Source organism: Gilliamella sp. Fer4-1, assembly GCF_001690515.1.
Taxonomy (GTDB): domain Bacteria; phylum Pseudomonadota; class Gammaproteobacteria; order Enterobacterales; family Orbaceae; genus Gilliamella; species Gilliamella apicola_C.
Window position 1 is genome coordinate 1 of record NZ_LZGZ01000238.1, and the last position, 1663, is coordinate 1663.

The following is a 1663-nucleotide window of genomic DNA, read 5'->3' on the forward strand; positions in this document are numbered from 1 at the left end:
ATTATAATTCTATATGGATATCAAAAAATCGTGAATCAGGTCCTCATAGTAGTAAATACTCCATAATAGCAAAACTAAGTAATATTTTTATTGAAGGTTTAAATGATGACCTAGCTCTACCAAAGCAATTAGTTGAAACTAACTTTCAAGATAATGAAAAGAACTTTATAGTTATCCATTTAGCTGGAAGCCACAAACCTTATAAACTTGGCTACGACGAGTCAGATATTTTAACCTTACCCAATGGCGATGAATATGATTTAACTATCCATCATACAGATAGAGTCATAAAACAAATTTATATGATTTTGAAAGAAAAATTGGATAATTTTATTCTAATTTATACCCCTGATCATGGAGAAATTGTTAATCTAGGACATGGCCTGTTAAGACAATCAAAAGAATTTAGCAACCAGTTTGAAATCCCTTTGATGATGTACTCGACTTATGACAATTACCCATGTCTAGAAATTGAAAACTATCGTAATCCTACTAAAATGATAAACACATCTAATCTTGTTTACTTATTAAGTAAATTACTCGGCTACTCCGTTAGCATAGATCAATCTTTTATTGAAAACGATTTAATATTATCAGTGGATGGGCAATCATATGAGTACCAAACTTTCATAAAACAATATCAGCACTGACATTGTTTTTACCTCTTTTTGGGAATAATACTAGATTTGGTGTGTCTAAAAAATCATGTCAATTTCTTAGACAAATAAAACGAGTAAAACTTCAAGGCGGTGATAATTTTTCCTTTTTTCAAACAATATTTGGCGTAATGACGTAACCACGACTTTTTTAAAGATAAAGGTCGTTTTGTTGCTTTCCAAGGCGATAAATCAAAATATTTTTTGAACAATTTAGAATCAAACGTTTGATACCATGGTTTATATCCAGTCACATAATGCAATAATACTGTATAGGGCGCTATTAACTGTTCTTCTTTACAGGAAGTGGTTATATGAATTTTTGTATTATATTTAATCGGCAGAAGGCGAGTTTTATTTTCTAATAAAATATTTAAAACATCTTGATCGGCAAACCGATAAATATTTCCATCATTTATCATATTCATACACAAAGATGTCATATTGTTCATGTCCCATTGTTGAGTATTTATTAGCAAAACACCGGCATTAAAATATCTATCAAAGTTGATTTGATATAAATCTTTTATAGTATCCCTCATCACACTATCATCAGGTATTACGCCAGCGACATAATTTTCTAACGCTGAATTATATAGTTTACTAATTGATTTTAGGCATAAAATATCACTATCAAGATATAAAAACTTATCGGTTTGATCTTTTAAAACATCGGGAATAATAAACCTAACACATGACATAGCAGATAAATAACCTAAAACTAATGTTTCCGAATTAATCTGAAAATTGCTATTTAAATAATATATTTTTATCGTGCAAGCACTACTTACTAATTGCTTAAACTTTTTCAAATTATTCGGAGATATGTTATCCACAAATAGGTGAAAGCATAAACATGCATCTGGGTTATTATAAATAACAGAGGAAATTGTCACTCCAGCAGGCATTGCGTAGTTATCATCAAATGCTAATGCAATATGCATTATATCTGATCTTTGCTGATTTGATTTTGAAAAGTTTTGTACTTTACTAATATAAATTTGTTG

The 1663-nt window shown here is 29.5% G+C and carries 2 protein-coding genes; one reads left to right on the forward strand and one right to left on the reverse strand.

From position 1 onward, the window contains the following. Window positions 1-650 (forward strand): sulfatase-like hydrolase/transferase (locus A9G30_RS08445; protein WP_176700876.1); only part of this gene is annotated, 650 nt, incomplete at its 5' end. Window positions 651-703: 53 nt separating this feature from the next. On the opposite strand, the gene A9G30_RS08450 is transcribed toward A9G30_RS08445, so the two are convergent. Beyond that, window positions 704-1663: glycosyltransferase family 8 protein (locus A9G30_RS08450; RefSeq protein ID WP_081295768.1), on the reverse strand; the 960-nt coding region annotated here is incomplete at its 5' end.